Source organism: Morganella psychrotolerans (assembly GCF_001676155.1).
GTDB lineage: Bacteria > Pseudomonadota > Gammaproteobacteria > Enterobacterales > Enterobacteriaceae > Morganella > Morganella psychrotolerans.
This window is the reverse complement of sequence record NZ_LZEW01000031.1, coordinates 98,184-120,772: the sequence shown is the minus strand read 5'-3', so window position 1 is coordinate 120,772 and position 22,589 is coordinate 98,184. Positions and strand designations below refer to the sequence as shown.

Below are 22,589 nucleotides of genomic sequence, written 5' to 3'. Positions count from 1 at the left end.
AAACCATGCTTAACATCGTCCTGTTCGAACCTGAAATACCGCCGAACACCGGCAACATTATCCGTCTGTGTGCTAACACCGGCTTTCGGCTGCACCTTATCCACCCGTTGGGGTTTACCTGGGATGATAAGCGCCTGCGCCGTGCCGGGCTGGATTACAGCGAATTTGCGGATATCAAACATCATCATGATTATACCGCGTTCCTGGAAAGTGAAGGGCTGAGCCCGGATAATGCACAGTCCCCCACCGGGAACCGGGTGTTTGCCCTGACCACCAAAGGAACACCGCGCCACAGCAATGTCAGCTATCAGGCGGGGGATTATCTGCTGTTCGGTCCGGAAACGCGTGGATTGCCACCTTATGTATTGGATAATATGCCGGTTGAGCAAAAGATCCGTGTACCCATGCTGGCGGATAGTCGCAGTATGAATTTATCCAATACAGTCGCAGTGATTGTATTTGAAGCCTGGCGGCAACTGGATTATGCGGGTGCCTTACTGCGGGATTAACAATCTATACCCTTATTTATTCAGGCTGCAGATGCGTTGGCTGCACTCAGCCAGTCAGGTCACATACGAATGTATGCTCCCCGTCTATCTTCCCTTGCCGCCTTCCTGCAGCCTGAATGACGTTGGGTATATCCCGTAAAATTACCCGCTATGAAAAGGCGGTTTCATCCTGTGATGAAACCGCCTTTTTGATCTGAATAAATCGCCTTTCCGGCTATGTTCTTTTTTCAATCCTGGTTGCCATTAACAGCAACGCAAACAGCACACCCAGCACACTGATATGCACATTCTCAAAGTTACCGCGCACGACGATGTAGCCAAGGAATGACGTGACCAGTGTGATAATAACCTGGAACTGTAATTTATCCCGTCTGTCGGCAGCAATCGCCCCCGAAAGGGAAAATGTAAATACCAGGTAAATCATTCCCAGCAGCCCGGCAATACCACAGGCAAACCAGTAAGTGAGAAAAATATTATGTGAGCCGATAGAGGTGCGGAATGTCCAGTCAGGGTTCTGAATCGCGGCAGCATCATAGGTCTGGTTATAAATTTGCCGCCCTATACCATGCCCTTTTAAGGGTTTTTCCATTACCAGCTCATATGCCGTTCCCTGAGTACCGTTTTCATAGCGATGACTGCTGTCAGTCTGAATAAGCTTTTTATTCAGGTAGCCATTATCTTTTCCTAAACCATACTGCGATACCGCAACTGCACCCAGAGCCAGCACCAGCAGTGCTGCCACAATCATGCCTTTATTACGGTTTAGTCCGAATGCCAGGAAATACATTATCAATACCGCCAGCCATGCGCCCCGTGCCAGGGTTCCCAGCAAGACAAACAGCATCAGTGCGCCCAGCGTGAGCAGCCCCGCCCATTGCCATACACTGCGCTTATTCATCAGGTGCCAGTGCGCAATCAGTACCGGGAAGAAAATAATCAGCGCGTCAGAAACATCACGGTGGTTATAGTTGGTAAACGGCATAATCCCCTGACGGTAATCGAGATAATACAGATATATCTCCCGCAGGCAGACGAACAGTAACCCGGCAGTGAATGCAGTGATGATCATCTTCAGCACCTGTTCCTGCGGTGTTTTCATCAACACCAGCACGATCAGGGCAAACATCAGCAATACATCACGGAAGTGACTGTTTTTTATATCAGAAAGACTGCCGCGCCAATCCGGTGAAATCAGCAGACCATAAATTATCACCAGCGTGAATAACCCGATACAGAGTGAGATCGGGTTTTTGAACTGAGATAAGCAGGCTTTACGGTACCGGATAATATGCCAGAGCGCCGTTGCGGCGATCAGCGCAAAAAAAATCGTTTTGTAACGGGTGACCCCTGTAACATACAGCAGGGAAATATATCCCCCGACAATAAACAGGCTCCACAGTCCATGGGTGTTTAATCCACGGCTGTTTACTCCATGACTCAATGACTTTTTAATCACGATAGTTTAAATCCCTTCACACCCGTTAAAGTGCTGATCCATATCCAGCGAGGGTTTTTCACAGCCCGGTTTGCCGACAATCTTTGCGGGCACACCCGCGACTGTGGTGTGCGGCGGTACAGGGTGTAATACCACTGAGCCCGCACCAATTTTGGCGCCGCGCCCGATTTCAATATTGCCGAGTATTTTGGCACCTGCACCAATCATCACGCCTTCACGGACTTTCGGGTGGCGATCGCCGCCGGTTTTACCGGTTCCGCCGAGCGTGACGGATTGCAGAATAGAAACATCATTTTCCACCACTGCCGTTTCACCGATCACAATTCCGGTGGCGTGGTCAAACATAATGCCGTGACCAATTTGTGCCGCAGGGTGTATATCCACGCCGAATGTTACTGACACCTGGTTCTGGAGATAAGTCGCCAGCGCTTTGCGGTTCTGCTTCCACAGCCAGTTGGCGATGCGGTAAGACTGCAATGCGTGAAAGCCTTTCAGGTACAGCAGCGGCGTGGAATATTTATCTACCGCAGGGTCACGCAGACAGACGGCTTTAATATCCTGCGCGGCCGATTTTATCATTTGCGGGTCATTGCTGTAGGCGTCTTCCACCACTTCCCGGACAGAAATTGCCGGCATGGTGGGCGTCCCCAGTTTATTGGCCAGCATGAAACTGAGCGCACTGCCCAGGTTTTCATGCTTGAGTAATGTCGCATGGAAAAAACTGGCCAGCATCGGCTCACAATCAGCAAAATCCCGCGCTTCCTGCTTTATATGGCTCCAGACTTCTTCCAGTTCTTCGTAGGACATAATTACCTCACAAACGTCGGATAAAAAACGGGCTTAAAAGCGCTCACCTTCTTCTTTGGTGGCACGTCCCAACAGTGCATGGGCAGCTTCGAGCACATCTTTATTACAATAGAGTATCTGATAGATTTGCTCAGTGATGGGCATTTCCACACCGGCACGCTCTGCCAGCGCACGGACTTCTTTGGTGTTCCGGTAACCTTCCACGACCTGACCAATTTGCGCCTGTGCATCATCCACACTCACGCCCTGTCCCATCATCATGCCAAAGCGGCGGTTACGGGATTGGTTGTCAGTACAGGTCAGCACCAGGTCACCAAGACCGGCCATACCCATAAAGGTAGAAGGATCTGCACCTAATGCCACGCCAAGGCGGGTCATTTCAGCAAGACCACGGGTGATAAGTGCAGTTCGCGCGTTTGCACCAAAGCCCATTCCGTCCGAAATTCCTGCACCAATCGCAATGACGTTTTTCACGGCACCGCCGAGCTGAATTCCGGTAAAGTCAGGGTTTTTATACACACGGAAACTTTTTCCGCAGTGGAAAAGCTGCTGAACTTCATCGGCAAATGCCGGTTCAGTTGCGGCAACGGCAATCGCGGTCGGTAAACCGGCAGCCAGTTCTTTGGCAAAAGAGGGGCCGGAGATCATCGCCAGCGGGATCTTATCGCCAAGCACTTCACGCACCACTTCACCCAGCAGACGCCCGGTTTCCGCTTCCAGACCTTTGGTTGCCCAGATAATTCTGGCATCCGGTCGCAGCAGTGGTTTTACACGTTTGAGTACGTCCCCGAAAACATGGCTCGGCACAACCAGCAGGATATTGCGGCTGGCAGCGAGTGCTTTTTCAAGGGAAGCTTCAGGAATGAGGGTGTCAGGGAACGGAACATCGGGAAGAAATGCCTGATTTGCGCGATCTGCCTCAAGCTGGCGGATATGCTCCGGGTCATGTCCCCATAACACCACACGATGCCCGTTACGGGCAAGTGTGATCGCTAAAGCGGTGCCGTAAGAACCGGCACCGAGTACAGTCATAGAAGCGTCTGTCATTATGCTTCCTGTTCGCCACCCTGCGGTGCGGCTGCCTGCTGCTCTTCCTGCTGTTGCAGGTAGCTCATAAACAGGGCATCAAAGTTAACCGGCGCCAGGTTCAGCTGCGGGAATGTACCACGGCCAACTAAGCCTGCGATGCACTCACGGGCATACGGGAACAGAACATTCGGGCAATATGCGCCCAGGCAATGTGCTAACTGAGTGCCTTCCAGACCACCGATGGTGAAAATACCGGCCTGCTGAACTTCACACAGGAATGCGGTTTCTTCGCCCAGTGTTGCAGTTACAGTGACACGCAGAACGATTTCATAGACATCATCAGCCAGTTTGGTTGAACCGGTGTCCAGATCCATTTTCACTTCCGGCTGCCAGTCCTGCTGGAAAACTGCAGGTGCATTCGGCGCTTCAAAAGAGATGTCTTTGGTATAGACGCGCTGAATGTTGAAAGACATTTCTGTGTTTTGTTGTTCTGACATAATGTTACCTTTTGATATCCTTATAAATAGTTTGAGTTACAAAGGGTGTTAATTCAAACGTCCTTTGCCGGGTTACTTTTTACTGCGGGAAAGCGGTAAGTTATCACCGGTCCAGCCGGAGAGGCCGTCTTTCAGCACAAACACACGTTCAAACCCGGCTTTAATCATGCTTTCTGCCGGTTTACCCAGGTCCATACCATTGGCAGAAACCAGAATAACCGGACGGCTTTTGTGTTTTTCCACTTCGCCGAGATTATTGTCTTTAATTTCTGACGGAGTCAGATTCACCGCATCAATGATGTGACCACGGCGGAAATCGTCCCGGGTACGGGTATCCACAACAACCGCTTCTTCTTTATTAATCAGTATGATAGCTGTGGAGCGGGGAATGATTTTCACTTTGGAAAACATTCCTTTGAAGGTCAGTAAAATAACAGCAACCAGTAACGCAACCCACACGAGGGCGATAATCGGGTGCTTACTAACAAATGGCATAATTTCTTGCAGCATGGGGGACAATAACTCCCGTTAGTTAATAACAAATATCAAAGGGCAGAAGTATACCTGTGTGTCAGGTCAAATACAGCCAATCTTGCCCGGGATGTTGCCGTTTTCATCTTAATTTTGCGGCGCATGCCGCGAAAATACATTTTCCCGACGGACAGACCCTGTAATTTACCATTGATCTCCCGTTAAGGTAAAAAACTAACGCAACAAATTCACAGGAAATATCTCCCCGGTGATTGTGCCGAAGTGTAAATATGGGATAACAGGGCTGGTAACGCCCTAAATAGCATGGAATAATTGCAGTTTATACCCTTATTCATTCAAACTGCAGGTTCGTTGGCCGCACTCAGCCAGCCGGGTCACATAGTTTACCTATGCTCCCCGTCCGACTTCCCTTGCCGCCTTCCTGCATCTTGAATGACGTTGGGTGTATACCCTTATTTATTCAAACTGCATTCTGAATGACGTTGGGTATACAATAAAATATGTTCGTTTCTTTGGCACAACGGCAAGGTCGGATAAATTGGCGCATAAGAACGTGTTCCGCAGACATTCCCGCCGGGTCATTCACGGCATCCGTATATTGCTGGCAGCCCTGCTGTTACCAGCCTCCTTTGCTGTTTTTGCAGCCAATACCACATCCGCAGATGCCAGTAAAAATGAGCTGAAAAACTTACAGCTCAATATTGCAGAAAAAGAAAAAAGCGTCAAAGAGCAGCAAGGCAAACGAACAGATTTATTAGGCCAGCTTAAAAAGCAGGAGAGTGATATCGCGGTTGCCGGTCGTGAACTGTATTCCACTCAAAAAGGTCTGAAAAAACTCGATGGTGAAATCACCACACTGGCAGCAGACATCAAACAACTGGATTTAAAACAGAAAACGCAGCGTGCGCTGTTGTCAAAACAGCTGGATGCCGCATTCCGCCAGGGTCGCCATCAGGGCATTGAGCTGATATTTAAAGGTGATGAAGGTCAGCGCGAAGAGCGCATCCTCGCCTATTACACCTATATAAGTACCGCGCGGGAAAAAACGATTACAGATCTGGAAGAGACGACCAGACAGCTCCACTCTCAGCGTCGGGAAGAACAGAAAAAAAGGGCTGAGCAGAGTAATTTGCTCGGCAAGCAACAGACTGAAAAGAAAAAACTCGATACCGCACAAAGCGCCCGTAAATCGACCCTCACCAAATTAGAAAGTTCCCTGAAAGCGGATCAGAAAGATTTGCTGGTGATGCGGGAAAACGAAAGTCAGCTGCGCAACAAAATAGCCAAAGCAGAGCGCGAAGCCAAAGCCCGTGCTGAACGCGAAGCCCGCGAAGCCGCGAAGGTCCGTGCAAAACAGGCGCAGGCGAAGAAAAAAGGCTCCACTTATACCCCGACTCAGGACGAACGCTCGCTGATGTCACGTACCGGTGGTTTGGGTCGCCCGGCGGGTCAGGCGATGTGGCCGGTACGTGGTCCGGTTCTCCATCGCTTTGGTGACCGTATTTCCGGCGAGCTGAGCTGGAAAGGTATGGTGATCGGCGCGCCGGAAGGCACACAGGTTAAAGCGGTTGCCGACGGACGGGTATTACTTGCCGACTGGCTCCAGGGCTATGGTCTTGTTGTGGTGGTTGAGCACGGTAAAGGGGATATGAGCCTTTACGGATATAACCAGAGCGCACTGGTGAATGTAGGTGACCAGGTGAAAACCGGTCAGCCTGTATCACTGGTGGGCAGCAGCGGGGGTCAGGAAAGACCGGGCCTCTATTTTGAAATCCGGCGCCAGGGACGGACGGTTAATCCGCAGCCCTGGCTGGGGAGATAGCACACTGTGACTTACCGGCAGAAAACAAAACGTATCTTACTGACATCGTTACTTTTTATAACCTCGTCACTGATAGCAGTTTCTGCCGGTGCGGCGCAACTCGCGATTGTCATTGATGATTTCGGTTACCGCAAACAAGATGATAACCGCATCCTGGAACTGCCGCCGCAAGTCTCAATCGCTATCCTGCCTAATTCCCCTTTTGGTCGGGAGATGGCAGAGAAAGCCCATCGTCAGGGTCGCGAGATCCTTATCCACATGCCGATGGCACCCATCAGTAAACAGCCTCTGGAGCGGGATACATTGCGCCCGTCAATGAGTGCCGCTGAAATTGATCAGCTCATTAAAGCCGCTATTGCCCGCGTTCCCTATGCAACCGGGATGAATAACCATATGGGCAGCGCGATGACTTCTGATCTCGCTGCCATGCAGCATGTGATGACATCCCTCTCCGGCTCCGGTTTTTATTTCCTCGACAGTGTGACCATCGGCAGTACAAAAGCCACGCTGGCGGCACAAGGTACTCCGGTACGCGTATTGCACCGCCAGGTGTTTCTGGATAATGTCCAGACCGAGGAAGAAACCCGCAAACAGCTTAACCGCGCGGTTGCACTGGCGCGTAAACAAGGTTCAGTGATTGCTATCGGGCATCCGCATCCGTCGACAGTCCGTGCGCTGCATAAGCTGGTGCCGACGCTGCCGTCCGATATTGAATTGGTTTCGCCGGGCTATATGCTGACGCATGCAGGAAAACCGTCATCCGTCAGACCGCTGCCGGTTAAACCAGTGAAACCGGCAGAAAACGGAAAAGAGAAACAGAAACCGGCTGAGCCTGAAAAACCGTGGCTGACGCCGATGACAGAACAGTGTGAAGGGATGCCGGTACTGAGCGGGGAGTTTTATACCGCATACATTAATCTTCTGACCGAAGCGGCGCTGAAGCAACAATTAACCGACAAAACCGCAGCTGTACTGTCTGAGATCCCGCTGGCACTACCGGCAGCAGAGCCGGAGCCTGCGACTGTGCCGGAAACCAGACCAGAGACTAAACCGGGCACTGAGCCGGAAACTAAACCAAAAGCTGAAACAGATGCTAACCCGGAAACCGTTCCGGCTGAAAAACCGGCTGCAACTGTTGTGCCTGCGGTAACAAAAGCATCAATATAGTAAGCCCGATATAGTAAGCTCGGGCTTTCCGATATAATTTATCTGTGATTCAAATTTACAGCATCAGCTGTTTTCGGCATGTAATACATCCTGATCCGCCCGGAAGACCCGTTTCACTATATAACGGATAATCAGTGCGGCGATCACCATTGATGCATACCCGGCGATACGGAGCAAAATAGTCACAGAGTCCGGTCCCCGGTAATCCCGGATATAAGAAGAGGACAGCACCGCATATATTGCGCCGCTACTCATAAGAAAAACAATCAATCCACCCGCTATGCCGGTTAATAATAACCGCCCGGTGCGTAGTTTTTCTCCGCTGTATCCGAATGCACCATACAGCGCCGTGACTAATATTCCCGCCAGTACCAGCAGATCAGGCAGTATATTTCTCAGCCCAATCGTAAATAACATAATGATTTCCTGCAATATTGCTTCTCCGCCAAAAAGACTGACATAAAAGAAAAGAAGAATTAACGGGAGCAGAGCAGAGAGATAAACAGTCAGGGATGTCAGCAGGATATTATGGACGATCCCATTGTTATAGGGAGCTATTTTATATATCGCGCCGGTTTTAATCCGGGAGCGGGTCATTCCTGTGGCAATAAGCCAGAGTGCCACCATAGTAATCAACAGTTTTAAAATATACAGCCCGTAAATCGCCAGTACAGGCGGTGCTGCCATATATGGCTGATCTTTACCGAGGTTTGAAATCACCATAAGCTGCGCCAGACCGGCAAGTTTAAGAATAATAAACCAGATAACTGCCATGCCCGCCACAAGGATCAGTGAACGGCTGTCAGTCCGGCAAAGATGACGGTGATAAAACAGAAAAGAGGTGAATATAAACAGAAGCGGGCCGTAAACAACCCATTCAGAATAGGTCTCTAACTGAAGTACAGGTAAAACATAATATGCATTACTGAAGATGGCCGGCAGGATCTGGTAAATCCAGATAGCCCCGGCAATCATCCAGGTTATCGTAAAGACACATGGCAGACGGAAAAATGATACCCCGTCCGCCGGTGCTGAATCCTTCATTATCGCATCCTTTAATTTATCCGTTTATACCCTTATTCATTCAAACTACAGGTTCGTTGGCTTCATCCTGAATGACATTGGGTATATTATTTGTCAGATCCGGAATACGAAACGAATAATTTTCCGGCTGAGCCACAATATAAACACAGCCGATACCACAGCACATCCGATAAATCCGTTTTCCAGCTTGACCGCGCTCAGATAAAAATTATCACCCATCATAATGAATATAAATATTGCAGCGATCGCAATCATTAACACAATACTTAATATTACGGTGGTAATAACAGAGATAGTCAGCTCACGAACCCGTAACCCACTCTCTTTTACAGGGAAGATTTTGCGGACACACAGGAAAATAACGCCGCCGGAAATAACCAGGTTAATCGCGACACTCAGCGCACTTTGTGTCAGCATTTTCGGACTGATCCCCGGAAGGTCGCCTGCTATCATCGAAAATGCACACAGTGAAATTAACCACATCAGGTACATCATACCTGTGCTGAATAATACGCCATAAATTACCGGTGATGTTTCTGCGGTCAGCAGGAACGGCTGTGTGTTCTTAATATAGCGGTCAGCCGCCAGACGAACCGCCAGATACAACACTAAGAATGACACCAGATAAATCAATAAATCGGCCAAGCTTACCAATTTTATAAGCAGTGAAAAATCAAATTTATCCGGACTATAATCCTGAAGAACAGACCGTATTACTGTCATTTTCAGCATGGCGAGAGCATAGTTTATGGCATAAAGAAAAATCGCCAGCCCGATAATGCCAAGGACTGATTTCCGGTTCAGCAGCGTTATCCGCGTGTGATATAAAAATAAGGAAACCAGTGCAAATTGCCCGGTCATCTGAATAAAATGGTGCCCGAGTACAGGGGATAAATAATTCCACAGTGATATTGTCGTCCCGTTATCACTGACCTGCGGATAAATATTGATGATCAGATTACCCATCATTATCAGCAGATAACTCAGAACAAACAGTAACGGCAGGCGAAAGAAAGTCGGTTGATTCATTATTTTTCTCTTAATACAGATTAACCATACCGCCGGTTTGGCGGATTATGGTTACGGATAGTCTATTCAGGCTTCAGACTACTATAATTATGCAGAACTTTGTTGCCGTCCATCACCTGAATATCCTGTGGCAGCTGATAACAGTCAGATAACGGGGAAGCACACCGCTGTTTATCGTGCTGGCGCAATCCCAGCCAGTCGCTGATAAGCCAGTAATCTGAGCTGCCTGAGTAAAGTGTATTTATTTTTTCACCGCGTGGATAGTGACCGGTCAGTTTTTCGCTGTACCAGATGTACATAGGGATATCAAAGGCGGCTTTAACCGGCACGGCTATCCCGTGGGCATACTCAGTTTCCCCGCTGCCACTGGTTTTACGGATCATACCGTGATCAGAAAAATACAGCATGGATGAACGGCTGTCCGCCAGACGGGAAGTGATTTCGCCCAGCAATTCATCTGTATAGTAGACAGAATTAAGGTAGCAATCTTCTTCCTGCTCTCCGGTGAACGGGATAACAATTTTGTCTTCCACCCGCTTACAGGCGGGTGAATGGCTGCCGTAAATATGCAGAACAATCAGTTTACGCCCCGGTTGTTTCAATGCGGCATCAAGATCCGGCAGCAACGTCCGGTCATCCACCATACTGTCATTCCAGCGCGAGAATTGCGCCCGGAAAGAGATAGCCGCAATCAGCCCGTAACCCAGCCCGCCGACACCCTGGTTGCTGTACCAGTGTGTTTTCAGTCCGGCGGATTGTGCCAGGGTCAGAATATTGTCTGCATAATCAGAAAAATGTCCGGTTTGTCCGAGCGGAATATTAGAGACAGACACCGGGACGGATAAAATCGTCACCGGCGCAGGGGATACCGCCTGATTAAACACCAGCATATTTTTTTGCTGCGCGACTGCCCGCGGTGTCGTGTTCTCCGCCCGTCCGTATAAACTGAGATCGCTGCGGCGCACCGATTCTCCTATCACCAGGACATAGTTTTCAATCTCATCATTTACGACATCATAATGAAAATCGGGCTGGTACGTTTTCACTTCATCGATCATTTTCTGCATGTGCTGCACACGGAAGAATTCCCCCAGATCATAAAACGGGGTGTGTTTGGTCAGGGTTTCTCCCCAGACAAAATCATCCGAGCGGGATTTGCCGTTAAAATAATAAAGTGACCCGCTGACAACCAGATACACGAAGAAGATCCCCCCTGCACAGCGCAGTGTCCGGGCAGAAAAACAGCGACCTATTTCGCGGCAGAGCAGATAAAACAGTAGTGTGATAAACAGAAATACCAGCAGATACGGCCAGTACATCAATGACATTGCCTGCGCTTCATCCGTCGTGGTTGCCAGAAACGTTTCTGCCAGTGCTTCACTGAACGCAGACTGATACTCCTGCCATAAAAAAATCCGCATTCCCTGAACCGCACAGAAAAACAGCACCAGTATTCCGGCGACTATCTGTCCGGCTCTGTACCGGGTCAGCAATCCGCAGGTCAGCAAAAATAAAAGGGTAAATAACGCCGTTTTTATACTGTGTGCGGCGCCCTGATTTGCATCCGTATAAAACAGAACGGCTATCAGAAGGGCGGTTAATAACAGGCAGATTTTTTTCATTGGCTTATTTTGACCGGCTTATTTTCACAAGCGGAATCGTTCCCGAAAAATAGAGTAAAGGCGCTGAATAATACCTGAATTTGTAACACTGTGCCGGATTGCGGCTTTTAGCGGCGGTTTTTTTTAAGCTGAATTTAATGTGTATACCCGCATTGCGGTGCGGATATAATTTTTCATCCACGTCTCCCGCGCTTCAATGCTATTATGGGATCAGCGATTTTTTCATTTTCTTAAATGAACCCGAACAGAGGAATGCGTGATGATTATTGTCACCGGCGGTGCCGGATTTATCGGCAGCAATATTGTAAAAGCACTTAACGATGACGGTTACACTGATATTTTAGTGGTGGATAACCTGAAAGACGGCACAAAATTTGTGAATCTGGTTGATCTCGATATCACCGATTATATTGATAAAGAAGATTTTATTGCCGGTATTATTGCCGGGGATGATTTCGGAGATATCGAGGCTGTTTTCCATGAAGGCGCATGCTCTTCCACAACCGTGTGGGATGGTAAGTATATGATGGATAACAACTATCAATACTCCAAAGAGCTGCTGGATTATTGCATGGATCGCCGCATTCCGTTCCTGTATGCCTCTTCTGCCGCAACCTACGGCGGGCGCAGCGATAACTTTATTGAAGAGCGTCAGTATGAAAAACCATTAAATGTATATGGTTATTCAAAGTTCCTGTTTGACCAACATGTCCGCGATGTTCTGCCGGATGCAGAGTCACAGATCTGCGGGTTCCGCTATTTTAATGTTTATGGTCCGCGTGAAGGTCATAAAGGCAGCATGGCAAGCGTCGCTTTCCATCTTAATAACCAGATTTCAGATGGCGAAAACCCGAAATTATTCTCAGGAAGCGAAAATTTCCTGCGCGATTTCATCTATGTGGGTGATGTTGCCGCTGTTAATCTGTGGTTCTGGAAAAATGCCAAATCCGGAATTTTTAACTGCGGTACCGGTCGTGCAGAATCTTTTCAGGCTGTCGCTGATGCCGTAACCGGTTTCCACAGTAATCGTCAGTGCACACTTGATTACATTGAATTCCCGGAAAAACTCAAAGGCCGTTACCAGGCATATACGCAGGCTGATTTAACCAACCTGCGCGCGGCGGGCTATCCCGGCAAATTTAAAACCGTTGCCGAAGGTGTTCACGAATACATGATTTGGTTAAATCAGGGAAATTAAGTAAACACACATGAAAATTCTGGTGATCGGGCCATCGTGGGTCGGTGACATGATGATGTCACAAAGCCTTTACCGTACCCTGAAAATACGTTACCCGCAGGCAACGATAGATGTAATGGCGCCCGCCTGGTGCCGTCCGCTGCTGGAGAAAATGCCGGAAGTGGATGAGGCAATCGCCATGCCGCTGGGCCACGGCGCATTTGCCCTTGGTGAGCGCTGGCGTCTTGGTCATGCCCTGCGTGATAATAAGTATGATCGTGCTTATGTGCTGCCAAACTCATTCAAATCAGCCCTGGTGCCGTTTTTTGCAAACATTCCGGTACGCACCGGCTGGCTGGGTGAAATGCGTTACGGGCTGCTTAACGATCACCGGAAACTTGATAAACCCGCTTTCCCGCTGATGGTTCAGCGTTATGTCGCGCTCGCGTACGACAAGGCAGATGTACCGGATGCCGGGGCTATCCCGCAGCCGCTGTTATGGCCGAAGCTGGCGGTGCGTGATGAAGATATCGCTGAAAGTATGGCGGCATTTAATATCGGCGATCACCGCCCGGTTGTCGGGTTTTGTCCCGGTGCAGAATTCGGTCCGGCCAAACGCTGGCCGCATTATCACTACGGTGAATTAGCCAAAAAACTCATTGATGAGCGTGATTTTCAAATCATCCTGTTCGGTTCAGAGAAAGATCACGCTGCCGGGGAAGATATTCTTGCCGGGCTCAGTGATGAGCAACGCGATAACTGCCTGAATCTCGCAGGGAAAACCTCGCTGGAACAAGCGGTTAACCTGATCGCAGGTTGCCACGCTGTTATCTCTAATGATTCCGGTCTGATGCATGTGGCAGCAGCACTTGATCGCCCTCTGGTCGCCTTATATGGTCCGAGCAGCCCGGATTTTACGCCGCCGCTGTCAGAAAAAGCCCGCGTTATCCGCCTTATCACCGGCTATCACAAAGTCCGCAAAGGCGATGCTCACGAGGGATACCATCAGAGCCTGGTCGATATTCAGCCTGAACGTGTTCTGGCAGAACTCGATGATTTACTCAAGAGCACTCCGCCATGCGCCGTGTGTTAATTGTCAAAACCTCATCCATGGGCGATGTGCTGCATACATTGCCCGCACTGACCGATGCCGCGCTGGCAATTCCCGGTATCATATTTGACTGGGTTGCAGAAGAAGGGTTTGCACAAATCCCGGGCTGGCACCCGGCAGTTGATCGCGTTATTCCTGTTGCTATCCGCCGCTGGCGGAAACACTGGTTTCGCAGTGATATCCGTCAGGAGCGCCGTCAGTTCAGAGAAACTGTGCGCTCCCGCGCTTATGATGCGGTTATTGATGCCCAGGGGCTTATCAAAAGTGCGCTGCTGGTGACCCGATTAGCAGATGGTCGTAAACACGGCTATGACCGGCACAGTATCCGCGAGCCGCTTGCCAGTTTTTTTTTATGATGTAAAACACGCCGTCAGTAAACAGCAACATGCTGTTGAGCGCATCCGCCAGCTTTTTGCCTTGAGCCTGGGTTATGAAAAACCGGACAGTCAGGGTGATTATTCAATTGCCACCCATTTTCTGAATAACAGCACAACCGGGACAGATACCACGCCATATCTTGTTTGTCTGCATGCCACCACCCGTGATGCCAAACACTGGCCGGAATCTCACTGGCGGGCACTGTTTTCACAACTGACAGACAGCGGTCTGCATATCCGCCTGCCGTGGGGTGCGCCGCATGAGCAGGAGCGCGCACTGCGCCTGGCTGACGGTTTTCCGCATGTACATGTGCTGCCTAAATTATCACTGGCTGAGGTTGCCGCTGAGATTGCCGAGGCTGAAGGCGTGATTTCGGTTGATACCGGGCTGAGCCACCTGACCGCCGCACTGGATAAACCCAATATTACCCTGTACGGTCCGACAGACCCGGGGCTTATCGGCGGCTACGGCAAAGGTCAGTTTGCCCTGACTTCACCGGATGGTGATTTGGTATCAGTGACGGCAGATGATGTTCTTGCCGCCATGACAGCACACGGTATGCGTTAAGACGCAGTGCGCTGTGTCAGTTTCCGCTGATAAAACTCCGCCAGTGTCATGCCTTCTGCCCGTAGGGCAATATAGGCAAAGAGCTGTTCCAGGTCGTCATACAGCGCATCAATCGCGGCTTCATCCCTGAATGTCGGGCTGCCGCCCGGCATAAATTCTGACGAATGCAGCATAAATTCAATATGGTCATGTCCCTGTGCCAGACAGGTATCAACCACCTGTTGCATCTGAAGCAGATTACCGCCTTTTGGTCTTAACCAATTAACGGATGGCGAGCGTTTTTTACCACGCAATCCGTCATAAAACTGTTTCAGATTGTTCATCAGCGGCGAATGGCGGTTCTGAATGCTCATCGGCACCTGTAACAGTGCGGAATCACCCGCACGGCTGATATCATTGAGATCCATAAAATACGCATCAGCCCGGAAATTCAGGTAATTTGTGCCGCCTTTGCCAAGCGGTGCCGGTGCGCCTGATGTATACGCCCAGTTCACGCCGGGGGTAACAGAGCAATCCGCGAGATAACCAAACTCTGCCAGCAACTGTGCATATTTTTCATTGAATGCCCAGCGCCCCGAACGGTGGCTGACCATTTTAGTCTGAAGTTTATCTTCCAGCAGGGATGTCATGACATTGATTTTTTCTTTCATCACATCGTCAGAAAATTCAATCAGGTACGGCTGGAAACGATCGTCGTCCGAGGTCAGTGCTTTCAGCGGCGGGCTGTTCCATGCGTGCAGATGCATGCCGATTTCCCCGACCTGCCGCGCAATCACATCCTGTGCAAATTCAATATACGCATCATCTGTCGCCATTTCATAGTTAGTCAGCCAGACGGGTTTAAACGCGAATTTTTCACACAATGCCTGAAATCGTGGCAGAAAACGCGTGTTCTGTGTGGTAATGACCGGACCGGACTCCCAGAGATTATCCCCTTCTGTATCCAGGGTGATGATAAATGCGGGCTTCGTCATGGTTGTGTTCCTCACGCGTTTTTCCCGGGGACGGGCTGAATTAAATGACAGTACTGCTGAATTATCGTCTGCTGCTCAAATTTCTGATACATCGCCGGCGTGATAACCGGCGGAGATTCATACACCAGGCGAATTTTTTCGGCAAGGCTCTCAGGAGTCAGCGCAGACAGGTATTTTTCCAGCCCACCTACCATAATTTCACTGATACCACCGGGGCAATGTGTACTGACAACCGGCGTACCACACATTAATGCCTCAATCAGTACGGTCGGTAACCCTTCGTTATCAGAGCTTAATAACACCGCTTTTGCACCACGGATAAGCGGCATCGGGTTTGTCTGAAAACCAATAAATTCAACTCTGTTTTCCAGCCCGAGACCGGTCACCTGCATTTCCAGTGCCTGTGTGGCAGCCGAGCTGCCCTGCCCCGCGAGCAGTAATTTACACGGTAAATCAGCCAGAGCGAATGCAGCCAGCAGCCTGTCCTGGCGTTTCACTTCATGAAAACGCCCCAGATGGATCATATAATCCTGTCCCTGATACGGGTTTTCTGCCGAAGCCTGCTGCTGAATATCTGCCACATCAAACGGGTTATAGATAGTCACACACTTCGCGGGTTTTACACCGACCGTGTCACACACATCACGGCAGACCGCATCGGATACGCCGATAATATTGCGCCCGTCATACACTTTGCGGATTTTAGCCTGCTTCAGCATCCGGCGCAGACCGGTTTTATTTCCCAGATAACTTGCAGAATACATTCCGTGCAGGCAAAACCAGACATTCAGCCCGGCAAGTGCGCGGGACTGCACTACAATACGGTCGGTTTTATGTAAATTCGATACCACCAGCGCCGGAATGCCTTTACGGGCAAACAGGGCGGATAACAAGGTATCCATTTTACCCGCGCGCCGTTTTATTTCTGTCTGACGCCGGAACAACCCGCGATAAGTCTCTTCACAAACCTGATAATCAACCCCGTCCGGAATGTCATAGTCCCGCACAGCACTCAGTGCCAGCAGTGTGACATCATAGCCCGTCTGCACTAACCCCTGACTCAGTCGCAACACGACTCTCTCCGCACCGCCGCCGGGTAATCCGTCAATAATAAATAAGATATGCTGTTTCATGTTGACAGTACGCGTCCGTAGAGAGAGATCAGTTGCTGTGACAGTGCCGCCGGCGTATGCGGTAAAATCCGCTGCCGGGCATGTTCAGACATCTCATTATTCAGATGATTACAGGGCAGTTGTGCAACGGCATCAGTCAATCCGTCAATATCAAGGGCATCACAGACAAATCCCTCTTCGCCTTGGGTAATAAATTCAGCGCCGCCGCAGGTTGTACTGGTGATCACCGGCAATCCGCAGGCCATCGCTTCCAGAACCACATTCGGAAACGGATCATACAGTGTCGGGAGCAGTAATCCGTCACACATCTGATAGAGCGGTAATGTCTGTTTCTGCATACCGAGAAAATGGATACGATCCGCGCAGCCCAGTGACGACGCCAACTGACGGTATGCTTTTTCATCTTTATCCTGCCCGGCGACCAGCAACCGGGTATCATTATTACGGCTGACCACTTTTATCGCTGCCGCCAGTCCCTTTCGCTCAAACCCGGAACCGACATAAATCAGGCATTTTGCCTGCGCCGGAATACCTTGTTCCCGGCGCAACCGCAGACGTTCTTCTTCTGTCGCCGGATAAAATTTGGTTGAATCAATTGCATTATAGATAACCGTAATCTGTGATTCAGAAAGACCAAAGTCTTCCATTACTTCTTTTTTCACCATCTCAGAGTTACAAATCACCTGCTTAAAATGCGCATCATGATACATCGCCTGCTCTGCTTTCATCACATAACGGTGATACGGTGAAGCAAACAATAATTTAGCCCGCCAGCCCGGTAAAACGCGCGCCCGCTGTAACAGCCAGCGGCGATGAACACCATCACCCGCACGATAAATATCACACCCGGCGATGCGCTCATGGCTCTGAACAATATCAAATTTTTCTGCCTGCCAACAGGCGCGGGCGGCATTGGCAAACCCGCGTTCACGACTGATACGCCCCCATTTTACCGGATTCACCACATGGATATGCCAGCCGGGAGCCGCAGCACCCTGCCAGGAGCGGGTGATCACATTCAGCTCCAGGTTTTGCGTATCCAATGCTTCCAGTGCGCGGGAAACAAACCGTTCCGCGCCGCCGTCAGGACGGTATTTCTGGCGGACAATCGCTAAACGCAGATCTTTCATAAGTAACTCCGTGCTGCCGCAATCACCACGTCCGCAGGTATTGCACCCAGATAACGGTCATCGGCCCGGGTATCAACATCATCCGGGTCCGGCTGGTCGCCGTAATCCGAGGCTTTGATTATTCTGCCGGTTGCCTGCCAGGGGGACCAGAAAATTAGTTTTGTCGGACCAAACAGTGCCACCATCGGCGTTTTCAGTGCGGCAGCCATGTGCATCGGGACCGAATCCACACCAATATACAGTTTTGCCCGATCAATCAGTGCCGCAAGCTGCGGCAGCGCCAGTTCACCGGCAACCGACACAATTTTCCCTTCCGCCACTGCCTGAGCACAAGGTGCAAGGATAGCCTCCACCATCTGTAACTCGCGGGGATCAGGACCGCTGCTGAGCACAATCTGATGCCCGTCATCTGCCAGCGCCTGAATCACCTCACTCATTTTGTCTTCTTCCCAGCACTTATAAAACCAGCGGGATGTCGGCTGAACCACAATATAATTGCCGCTGATATGTTTGCGCTGCAACAGGTTTTCTGTCTGCTGCCGGTCAGCCTCAGAATATGCCATGGTGACAGAGTTATCCGTTACCGGCAGATTCAGCGGGGTTAATCCGTTCAGATTCTGCTCAACCGTATGCATGGATTCTTCCTGAGACGTATCCGCCAGCAGGGTATAGCATTTTTTCCAGAGAATATTTTGCCGTTTCCATAAGTCCAGCCCCACCCGAATCCGGGCGCCGGTAAACCGGGTAACAATAGCGCTGTACCACTGATCGGCCAGATTAATCACAATGTCATACTGCCGCTGCCGCAATGATTTAAGCAAGCGCCATTCGTGCCCGATACGCCGCTTTAATCCTTCTTTACGCCACTGCCGATCCATCCCGAAAATATGACTGACCCCGGGATGGCAACTCAGCATAGGCGCGGTTTCTTTATACAGCAGGACATCGACCTCAGCATCCGGGTAATTAGCGTTCAAAGTATTAATTACAGGTGTTATCAGCAGGGTATCGCCGTGATGACGAAGCTTTATCACTAAAATACGCTGTACCGGGGCAGATGCTGTTTGCATAGGCATTCCATTCATTATCTGGCAAAAATCAGGGAAGTTATCTGTAAAAATCAGAGCAACAGCGTACCATAAATCAATGTCCGGAGTATTAACAGATCATCACAGAGTGTTGTGCCGGATAGCGGTAAACCTGCTATTACCCACACCGGGTTTATGCTTTTTAATGCGCTATTCGTGTTAGTTTTATGCTATTATTACCGCAATCTTATCTGCGAAACTGATAAAATGTTACTGCGCGTATACCAGGTATTACTTTACCTCATTCAACCTCTTATCTGGTTACGCCTGTTGTGGCGCAGCCGCCGTTCTCCTGCCTACCGCAAGCGCTGGGCTGAACGTTATGGTTTCTGTAAAGGGAAAACCGGTGTCGGCGGCATTGTTCTGCACTCGGTTTCTGTGGGTGAAACCCTCGCGGCCGTTCCTCTTGTCCGTGCATTGCGCCACCACTATCCTACCTTGCCCATCACCGTTACCACCATGACACCAACCGGCTCAGAGCGTGTGTTATCCGCACTGAGTGATGATGTTTTTCACGTCTATCTGCCTTATGACTTACCCGGCTCCATGAAACGGTTTCTTAATACTGTTCAGCCGTGTCTGGTGATTGTCATGGAAACCGAGCTGTGGCCGAATATGATAACGCAGCTGCACCGGCGTAAAATCCCGCTGGTTATTGCGAATGCCCGTCTCTCAGCGCGATCAGCCGCCGGGTATCAGAAAGTCGCCAATTTTGTCAAAACCATTTTAAACCGGATAACCCTGGTCGCCGCCCAAAATCAGGAAGATGGCGATCGCTTTATTGCACTGGGACTGCGCCGTCAGCAGTTACACGTTACCGGCAGCCTGAAATTTGATATCTCCGTCACACCTGAACTGGCCGCAAAAGCGGTGGCATTGCGCCGTCAGTGGGCTGCCCGCCGTCCGGTCTGGATAGCAACCAGCACCCACGAAGGCGAAGAAGATATTATTCTGAACACCCACAAAACACTGCTCGCCCGCTACCCTAATCTGTTACTCATCCTTGTTCCCCGCCATCCTGAACGGTTTGCAAAAGCCCGGGAACTGACAGAAAAAGCCGGGTTAACCTATGTCATGCGCAGTAATAACACCATCCCGACACCGGAAACACAGGTGGTCGTCGGCGACAGCATGGGTGAACTGATGCTTCTGTACGGACTGGCAGATATTGCGTTTGTCGGCGGCAGCCTGGTTGAGCGCGGCGGACATAATCCGCTGGAAGCCGCAGCACATGCACTCCCTGTATTGATGGGACCGCATACCTTTAATTTTAATAATATTTGCAGCAAGCTACAGCAGGCCGATGCACTGATCACCGTCACGGATGAAAAAAGTCTCAGTGACGCCGTCAGTAATCTGCTGGATGATGAAGATTATCGCCTGTACTGCGGTCGCCATGCGGCTGAAGTTCTCCATGAAAATCAGGGCGCACTTCACCGTCTGCTGCAACTACTCAGCCCGTATCTGCCACAACGGGGGCACTGATGCCGGAGATAAAACGCCTTTCTGTCGTGATGATCAGTAAGAACAATGCTGATGTTATCCGTGACTGCCTGATTTCTGTACAAGGTCTGGCGGATGAAATTATCGTTCTGGATTCCGGCAGTCAGGATAATACCGTGGAAATTGCCCGCGAGTCCGGGGCTCTGGTATATGAAAACCGGGACTGGCCGGGTTTCGGGCGTCAGCGTCAGCTTGCACAACAATATGCCACCGGCGACTATATTCTGATGCTGGACACCGACGAACGGATCACTCCGGAATTAAAACAATCGATTGAACAGGCTCTGAGTGCGCCGCAACTGAATACGGTTTACCGTTTTGCCCGGCGCAATTTGTTTCTCGGGCGTTTTATGAAACACAGCGGCTGGTATCCGGATCATGTCCTGCGGCTTTATCCACGGAATCAATATCAGTACAACGACAATACAGTTCATGAATCCGTGAATACGCAGGGAGCAAATATCATCACTCTTAAAGGGGATGCATTGCACCTGACCTGCCGCGATTTAATTGAGTTTCAGCAAAAACAGTTGCGTTACGCAGGAGACTGGGCGCAGTCCCGTTATCAGGCCGGTAAGCGCTGTTCATTTTTCTCTGTTCTGACACATACCGGCGGTGCATTCTGTAAAACCTGGCTGTTAAGAGCCGGTTTTCTCGATGGTAAACAAGGCGTTATACTGGCTTTTGTTAACGCACAATATACCTTTAATAAATACGCAGCCTTGTGGTCAATGGGCAAAAAAGATGAGTCCGCATCATGAAAACACGCGCAATTTATCCCGGCACCTTTGATCCAATCACCTGCGGCCATATCGATATTCTTGAACGCGCTGCAAAAATGTTTGATCATATCCTGCTGGCTATCGCTGACAGCAGCCGTAAAAACCCGATGTTTACCCTTGATGAGCGGGTCGCGCTGGCACAGAAAGTCTGTACCCATATTCCGAATGTGGAAGTTGTCGGTTTTTCCGAACTGATGGCGAATTTCGCGAAAAAACAAAATGCTAATGTCCTTATCCGGGGCGTTCGTTCTGTTGCGGATTTTGAATATGAGTGGCAGCTCGCGAATATGAACCGCCATTTTGCCAGTGAGCTGGAGAGTGTGTTTCTGCTGCCGTCACAGAATTTATCGTTTGTTTCCTCATCGTTAATCAAAGATGTGGCACTGCATGATGGTGATGTGTCTACATTTTTGCCTGAACCGGTTGCGCAGGCAATGCTGAAAAAACTGGGAAAAAGCTGATCAATGCTGACAGGCGGGGCAGAAAAACGTGCTCCGCTGCCCGACTTTCACCACTTCAATCGGTTTGCCGCAATTCGGGCAACATTCGCCCTGCTTTCCGTAGACAAATAATTCCTGTGCAAAATAACCTGGCTTTCCGTCTGACTGTAAAAAGTCCTTCAGCGTGGTTCCGCCCTGTTTTATTGACTCCGTCAATACCTGTTTGATGGTTGCCACCAGGCGCTCTGTTTCTGCTTCGGTCAGATCTTTCGCTGCCCGTAACGGGTGGATCCGCGCAATAAACAGAGATTCATTCGCATAGATATTACCGACACCGACCACAATTTTATTATCCATCAGCCAGCCTTTGACCGGCGTATTCCGTTTACGGGATTTCTCAAACAGATATTGCGCATTAAATTCATCCGTCAGCGGCTCTGGTCCGAGGTGTGCGAGTACTGAGCAGGTTGCCAAATCATCAGCCCACAGCCAGGCACCAAAACGGCGCGGATCGGTATAACGCAAAATTTTGCCGTCACCCATCACCATATCCACATGGTCGTGTTTCTCTTCCGGCGTCTCTTCCAACAGTATCCGTAAACTGCCCGACATTCCCAGATGGATGATAATCCACCCTTCCGGCAGCTCAATCAGCAGGTATTTTGCTCTGCGCTGTACGCTGAGGACAGGCCGGTCACTCAGGCGCTCGATCTGCTCTGACACCGGCCAGCGCAGACGTCTGTTTCTGACCTCGACATAACGCACGGTGTTACCGACAAGGTGCGGCTCAATACCGCGACGGCTGGTTTCGACCTCTGGTAATTCAGGCATA

The 22,589-nt window shown here is 50.0% G+C and carries 21 protein-coding genes and 1 pseudogene; 9 read left to right on the top strand and 13 right to left on the bottom strand.

Translation table 11 applies throughout. From position 1 onward, the window contains the following. The first annotated feature begins 5 nt into the window (after nt 1-5). Nucleotides 6-509 (top strand): tRNA (uridine(34)/cytosine(34)/5-carboxymethylaminomethyluridine(34)-2'-O)-methyltransferase TrmL, encoded by a 504-nt coding sequence (gene trmL, locus AYY16_RS16625; protein WP_067369174.1) that lies wholly within the window; start codon nt 6-8, stop codon nt 507-509. A 214-nt stretch (nt 510-723) separates the two neighbouring features. On the opposite strand, the gene rfaL is transcribed toward trmL, so the two are convergent. From rfaL to AYY16_RS16600, 5 genes are all read right to left on the bottom strand, one after another. Further along, nucleotides 724-1,965, bottom strand: coding sequence for an O-antigen ligase RfaL (gene rfaL, locus AYY16_RS16620; RefSeq protein ID WP_162271067.1), 1,242 nt, complete (start codon nt 1,963-1,965; stop codon nt 724-726). Between the two features lie 6 nt (nt 1,966-1,971). After that, entirely contained in the window at nt 1,972-2,772 is an 801-nt protein-coding gene (cysE, locus tag AYY16_RS16615; RefSeq protein WP_067369171.1) for a serine O-acetyltransferase, read from the bottom strand. 33 nt (nt 2,773-2,805) lie between these two features. Next, nucleotides 2,806-3,819 carry an NAD(P)H-dependent glycerol-3-phosphate dehydrogenase gene (gene gpsA / locus AYY16_RS16610; RefSeq protein WP_067369167.1) on the bottom strand — a complete coding sequence of 338 codons (1,014 nt, stop codon included), beginning with the start codon at nt 3,817-3,819 and terminating at the stop codon, nt 2,806-2,808. Beyond that, a complete protein-coding gene (gene secB / locus AYY16_RS16605) occupies nt 3,819-4,298 on the bottom strand; it encodes a protein-export chaperone SecB (protein WP_067369165.1) in 480 nt (159 codons plus the stop codon). Before secB ends, gpsA begins: the two co-directional genes overlap by 1 nt. 72 nt (nt 4,299-4,370) lie before the next feature. Then, nucleotides 4,371-4,808: a rhodanese-like domain-containing protein gene (locus AYY16_RS16600; RefSeq protein ID WP_067369163.1), complete on the bottom strand. Its 438-nt coding sequence runs from the start codon at nt 4,806-4,808 to the stop codon at nt 4,371-4,373. Between the two features lie 520 nt (nt 4,809-5,328). Between AYY16_RS16600 and envC the strand changes: the two genes are divergently transcribed. Next, nucleotides 5,329-6,612 carry a murein hydrolase activator EnvC gene (envC, locus tag AYY16_RS16595; RefSeq protein ID WP_396673412.1) on the top strand — a complete coding sequence of 428 codons (1,284 nt, stop codon included), beginning with the start codon at nt 5,329-5,331 and terminating at the stop codon, nt 6,610-6,612. Nucleotides 6,613-6,618: 6 nt separating this feature from the next. Then, the gene (locus AYY16_RS21755) at nt 6,619-7,779 is read left to right on the top strand and encodes a divergent polysaccharide deacetylase family protein (RefSeq protein WP_082970777.1); all 1,161 of its coding nucleotides are present in this window, start codon (nt 6,619-6,621) and stop codon (nt 7,777-7,779) included. Between the two features lie 63 nt (nt 7,780-7,842). Here AYY16_RS21755 and AYY16_RS16585 read toward each other — a convergent pair whose 3' ends face one another. The 3 genes from AYY16_RS16585 to AYY16_RS16575 form a co-directional block, all read right to left on the bottom strand. Further along, nucleotides 7,843-8,823, bottom strand: coding sequence for a hypothetical protein (locus AYY16_RS16585; protein ID WP_067369157.1), 981 nt, complete (start codon nt 8,821-8,823; stop codon nt 7,843-7,845). A gap of 93 nt (nt 8,824-8,916) precedes the next feature. Further along, a complete protein-coding gene (locus AYY16_RS16580) occupies nt 8,917-9,852 on the bottom strand; it encodes a hypothetical protein (protein ID WP_067369155.1) in 936 nt (311 codons plus the stop codon). A 62-nt stretch (nt 9,853-9,914) separates the two neighbouring features. Further along, nucleotides 9,915-11,474, bottom strand: a complete 1,560-nt coding sequence (locus AYY16_RS16575; RefSeq protein ID WP_067369152.1) for a phosphoethanolamine transferase — start codon at nt 11,472-11,474, stop codon at nt 9,915-9,917. 259 nt (nt 11,475-11,733) lie between these two features. Between AYY16_RS16575 and rfaD the strand changes: the two genes are divergently transcribed. The 3 genes and pseudogenes from rfaD to rfaC all read left to right on the top strand — a co-directional run bounded on the left by rfaD (nt 11,734) and on the right by rfaC (nt 14,707). Continuing rightward, a complete protein-coding gene (gene rfaD, locus AYY16_RS16570; RefSeq protein WP_067369150.1) occupies nt 11,734-12,672 on the top strand; it encodes an ADP-glyceromanno-heptose 6-epimerase in 939 nt (312 codons plus the stop codon). A 10-nt stretch (nt 12,673-12,682) separates the two neighbouring features. Then, nucleotides 12,683-13,744, top strand: a complete 1,062-nt coding sequence (rfaF, locus tag AYY16_RS16565) for an ADP-heptose--LPS heptosyltransferase RfaF (RefSeq protein WP_067369147.1) — start codon at nt 12,683-12,685, stop codon at nt 13,742-13,744. Beyond that, nucleotides 13,729-14,707: pseudogene (rfaC, locus tag AYY16_RS16560) on the top strand (lipopolysaccharide heptosyltransferase RfaC). Before rfaF ends, rfaC begins: the two are co-directional and overlap by 16 nt. Here rfaC and AYY16_RS16555 read toward each other — a convergent pair. The 4 genes from AYY16_RS16555 to rfaQ are packed head-to-tail and all read right to left on the bottom strand — an operon-like array spanning nt 14,704 to nt 19,014. Then, on the bottom strand, nt 14,704-15,681 hold the full coding sequence (locus tag AYY16_RS16555) for a polysaccharide deacetylase family protein (protein WP_067369144.1): 978 nt from the start codon (nt 15,679-15,681) through the stop codon (nt 14,704-14,706). The pseudogene rfaC and the gene AYY16_RS16555 sit on opposite strands and share 4 nt — an antisense overlap. A gap of 11 nt (nt 15,682-15,692) precedes the next feature. Beyond that, complete coding sequence (locus AYY16_RS16550; RefSeq protein ID WP_067369141.1) at nt 15,693-16,814, bottom strand: glycosyltransferase; 1,122 nt, start codon at nt 16,812-16,814, stop codon at nt 15,693-15,695. Beyond that, the gene (locus AYY16_RS16545) at nt 16,811-17,944 is read right to left on the bottom strand and encodes a glycosyltransferase family 4 protein (protein ID WP_067369139.1); all 1,134 of its coding nucleotides are present in this window, start codon (nt 17,942-17,944) and stop codon (nt 16,811-16,813) included. The genes AYY16_RS16550 and AYY16_RS16545 overlap by 4 nt, the downstream gene beginning before the upstream one ends. Then, the gene (rfaQ, locus tag AYY16_RS16540; protein ID WP_067369136.1) at nt 17,941-19,014 is read right to left on the bottom strand and encodes a putative lipopolysaccharide heptosyltransferase III; all 1,074 of its coding nucleotides are present in this window, start codon (nt 19,012-19,014) and stop codon (nt 17,941-17,943) included. The genes AYY16_RS16545 and rfaQ overlap by 4 nt, the downstream gene beginning before the upstream one ends. A gap of 225 nt (nt 19,015-19,239) precedes the next feature. Between rfaQ and waaA the strand changes: the two genes are divergently transcribed. Genes waaA through coaD form a run of 3 tightly spaced genes read left to right on the top strand, consistent with a single transcriptional unit; the run spans nt 19,240 to nt 21,778 of the window. Continuing rightward, nucleotides 19,240-20,517: a lipid IV(A) 3-deoxy-D-manno-octulosonic acid transferase gene (gene waaA, locus AYY16_RS16535; protein WP_067369322.1), complete on the top strand. Its 1,278-nt coding sequence runs from the start codon at nt 19,240-19,242 to the stop codon at nt 20,515-20,517. After that, nucleotides 20,517-21,296, top strand: coding sequence for a glycosyltransferase family 2 protein (locus AYY16_RS16530; protein WP_067369134.1), 780 nt, complete (start codon nt 20,517-20,519; stop codon nt 21,294-21,296). Before waaA ends, AYY16_RS16530 begins: the two co-directional genes overlap by 1 nt. After that, the gene (coaD, locus tag AYY16_RS16525; RefSeq protein WP_067369131.1) at nt 21,293-21,778 is read left to right on the top strand and encodes a pantetheine-phosphate adenylyltransferase; all 486 of its coding nucleotides are present in this window, start codon (nt 21,293-21,295) and stop codon (nt 21,776-21,778) included. The genes AYY16_RS16530 and coaD overlap by 4 nt, the downstream gene beginning before the upstream one ends. Here coaD and mutM read toward each other — a convergent pair whose 3' ends face one another. Further along, nucleotides 21,779-22,588: a bifunctional DNA-formamidopyrimidine glycosylase/DNA-(apurinic or apyrimidinic site) lyase gene (mutM, locus tag AYY16_RS16520; protein WP_067369128.1), complete on the bottom strand. Its 810-nt coding sequence runs from the start codon at nt 22,586-22,588 to the stop codon at nt 21,779-21,781. Between the last annotated feature and the right edge of the window lies 1 nt (nt 22,589).

Bases quoted from the DNA above. Each gene is read 5' to 3' on its own strand.
- AYY16_RS16600 (WP_067369163.1), bottom strand. From the start codon at position 4,808: ATGCTGCAAGAAATTATGCCATTTGTTAGTAAGCACCCGATTATCGCC.
- AYY16_RS16545 (WP_067369139.1), bottom strand. From the start codon at position 17,944: ATGAAAGATCTGCGTTTAGCGATTGTCCGCCAGAAATACCGTCCTGAC.
- AYY16_RS16575 (WP_067369152.1), bottom strand. From the start codon at position 11,474: ATGAAAAAAATCTGCCTGTTATTAACCGCCCTTCTGATAGCCGTTCTG.
- mutM (WP_067369128.1), bottom strand. From the start codon at position 22,588: ATGCCTGAATTACCAGAGGTCGAAACCAGCCGTCGCGGTATTGAGCCG.
- waaA (WP_067369322.1), top strand. From the start codon at position 19,240: ATGTTACTGCGCGTATACCAGGTATTACTTTACCTCATTCAACCTCTT.
- AYY16_RS16580 (WP_067369155.1), bottom strand. From the start codon at position 9,852: ATGAATCAACCGACTTTCTTTCGCCTGCCGTTACTGTTTGTTCTGAGT.
- AYY16_RS16555 (WP_067369144.1), bottom strand. From the start codon at position 15,681: ATGACGAAGCCCGCATTTATCATCACCCTGGATACAGAAGGGGATAAT.
- AYY16_RS16585 (WP_067369157.1), bottom strand. From the start codon at position 8,823: ATGAAGGATTCAGCACCGGCGGACGGGGTATCATTTTTCCGTCTGCCA.
- gpsA (WP_067369167.1), bottom strand. From the start codon at position 3,819: ATGACAGACGCTTCTATGACTGTACTCGGTGCCGGTTCTTACGGCACC.
- rfaD (WP_067369150.1), top strand. From the start codon at position 11,734: ATGATTATTGTCACCGGCGGTGCCGGATTTATCGGCAGCAATATTGTA.
- AYY16_RS16550 (WP_067369141.1), bottom strand. From the start codon at position 16,814: ATGAAACAGCATATCTTATTTATTATTGACGGATTACCCGGCGGCGGT.
- rfaF (WP_067369147.1), top strand. From the start codon at position 12,683: ATGAAAATTCTGGTGATCGGGCCATCGTGGGTCGGTGACATGATGATG.
- rfaQ (WP_067369136.1), bottom strand. From the start codon at position 19,014: ATGCAAACAGCATCTGCCCCGGTACAGCGTATTTTAGTGATAAAGCTT.
- cysE (WP_067369171.1), bottom strand. From the start codon at position 2,772: ATGTCCTACGAAGAACTGGAAGAAGTCTGGAGCCATATAAAGCAGGAA.
- trmL (WP_067369174.1), top strand. From the start codon at position 6: ATGCTTAACATCGTCCTGTTCGAACCTGAAATACCGCCGAACACCGGC.
- coaD (WP_067369131.1), top strand. From the start codon at position 21,293: ATGAAAACACGCGCAATTTATCCCGGCACCTTTGATCCAATCACCTGC.
- AYY16_RS16530 (WP_067369134.1), top strand. From the start codon at position 20,517: ATGCCGGAGATAAAACGCCTTTCTGTCGTGATGATCAGTAAGAACAAT.
- secB (WP_067369165.1), bottom strand. From the start codon at position 4,298: ATGTCAGAACAACAAAACACAGAAATGTCTTTCAACATTCAGCGCGTC.